The 1,950-nt window shown below is 33.6% G+C and carries 2 protein-coding genes and 1 pseudogene; 2 read left to right on the forward strand and 1 reads right to left on the reverse strand.

Translation table 11 applies throughout. From position 1 onward, the window contains the following. The coding region (locus AC1DTM_RS24325; RefSeq protein ID WP_477001092.1) for a flippase-like domain-containing protein at positions 1-1,256 on the reverse strand (1,256 nt) is incomplete at its 3' end. A gap of 186 nt (positions 1,257-1,442) precedes the next feature. Here AC1DTM_RS24325 and AC1DTM_RS24330 point away from each other — a divergent pair. Next, positions 1,443-1,832, forward strand: coding sequence for a hypothetical protein (locus tag AC1DTM_RS24330; protein WP_002149420.1), 390 nt, complete (start codon positions 1,443-1,445; stop codon positions 1,830-1,832). A 22-nt stretch (positions 1,833-1,854) separates the two neighbouring features. Further along, positions 1,855-1,950, forward strand: a pseudogene (locus tag AC1DTM_RS24335) (DUF3907 domain-containing protein); the annotation flags it as partial.

Below are 1,950 nucleotides of genomic sequence, written 5' to 3' on the forward strand. Positions count from 1 at the left end.
AAAGAAACAATCGTCATATAGTAAGAACGCTTTGTTCCATAATATATGCCTCGCGAAAGAATCAGGAGGAGAATACCGAATGTTAATGATAAGCTAAAAGAAAATTGAATAAGGTGCTTTGGAGCTAAAATATGTAAGGCGTGAGCTCGATTTATACTAGTCGGTAAAATTGTTGATAGAATAACCATTAAGCCAGCGAATACGGTTAAAGCGGCGGATGCCCATGAACCTAATTTCCCTAAAAAATCACGTTGTAAAGTCCAAATTACACCAGTTGTTTCTAATGCAGGTGCAATAAATGGTTTATCTTCAATTTTTTTTATGGYCGCTCCTGTCATTTCAAATGCTGCAAAAATGAGACCAAGGCAGAATGGTAAGATGTAATAGACAAGTCGATATAATAACATAGCGGGTAGTAATACGCCTGTATCAACTCCGTATTGTCCTAGTCCGGTTAAGAAAACAAGATCAAATGAACCAAGGCCACCAGGGACAAGACTTACGACACCAGCTAAAGCAGCAATTACATAAACACCTAAAAACTTTTGAAATTCGATATCAATTCCAAACAATATTAAAATGACGTACATAACGATACCAGCAGATACCCACTCGACTAATGAAACTAATGAATATAAAACAGTTGGATTTTTCTCTTCTTCTTCAGTCTCTTGTCCGTCTAGCTGTTTTGTTTTTCTATTTTTAATTTTAGAAAACCCAATATATATAGGAACGAAAAGAGCAAAGAAGATAAGAACAGGCCATAACCACGGTTTTTCGTGCAGAATAAAACTAGTGTCTAATATCCCAATAAGGCCGAGGAATGACAGAATGGCTAATCCGTTAATAAAAGCGGTTGTCATCCAAGCAATACTTTTAATAAGTTTCCCATTCTCTTTTATATGTGGACGATAGAGCATTGTACGTACACCGGCACCAACAAGACCACCAAAACCGATAAATCCATTTAAAGTGTTTGCAATCCATGAGATACGGAAAATCTTTTGTACAGGTATATCTGCTTTTAAGTAACGAAGCATAACAAAGTCATAAAAGAACATTGTTGAAACGGCAAATGCACCGAGTGTAATCGCTAAAAATACCCCACCAGTTGGAATGTTTTTAATTGTTTCAATTGCTTCTAAAAAAGAAATGCCCGCTAATTCTTTTTTAGCTTGAAAGAAAACAATTGTTAAGACAACAAATGGGAAGATTATTTTCCCGATTTGTAAGAAACGTTTCCATGAAAACGACATAAATACAACTCTCCTTGTGTAAGAAAACTGAGACAATAATATTATTATGACAAACTTCAAGAAAAATAAAAAGGTAAATTCCTGTATAGGGAAGCTATTTTTTATATAGGTTATATTTAAAAGAATATTTCGTTTATCAGAAAATTAAGTTAAGATAAGATGAAAGAAGGAAGAGAGGGGAAGTAGATGATTATAATAGGTTATGCAGGATATGAGTTAGAAAAAGCAAAACCGAATACATCAGAAGATTTTTTTAATAGATCTGAAGTGACATATATATTAAATAATCAAGAAAAAACCTTTTCTGTCTTATATGTTCGATATTTTGAAGAAATTTTACAAGAAATTACCCCTTTTGAAGGAAATCCAGTTTATAAAGTAGAAGAACAAGACGTATATTTACGAGATATTGTAGCGATCGCTTGTTTAGTGAACAATAAAGAGCTACGCGCGCAGAAGCGCTTGTATCTCAATGAAGTAACAGACTTTCAACGATACTTTGACGAGGGAACAGTGGTGAAAGTACAAGAAATATTAGCTGAATTACATAAAAATAAAAGAGTAGAAATAGCGTAAAACGGCAAAGGAGAGAGAAGCCATGTCTAATTTGATGGTTGAAAATCAAACAGAACAAGTTTCTATATTTTTAGAAGATGTAATTTCCTTGATAACTAATTATGTGAATTATCATACG

The sequence above is a fragment of the Bacillus sp. P4_D3 genome (genome assembly GCF_056401855.1).

What these genes read in the sequence shown, in the direction of transcription:
- AC1DTM_RS24330 (WP_002149420.1), top strand. Translation starts at nt 1,443, where the DNA reads ATGATTATAATAGGTTATGCAGGATATGAGTTAGAAAAAGCAAAACCG.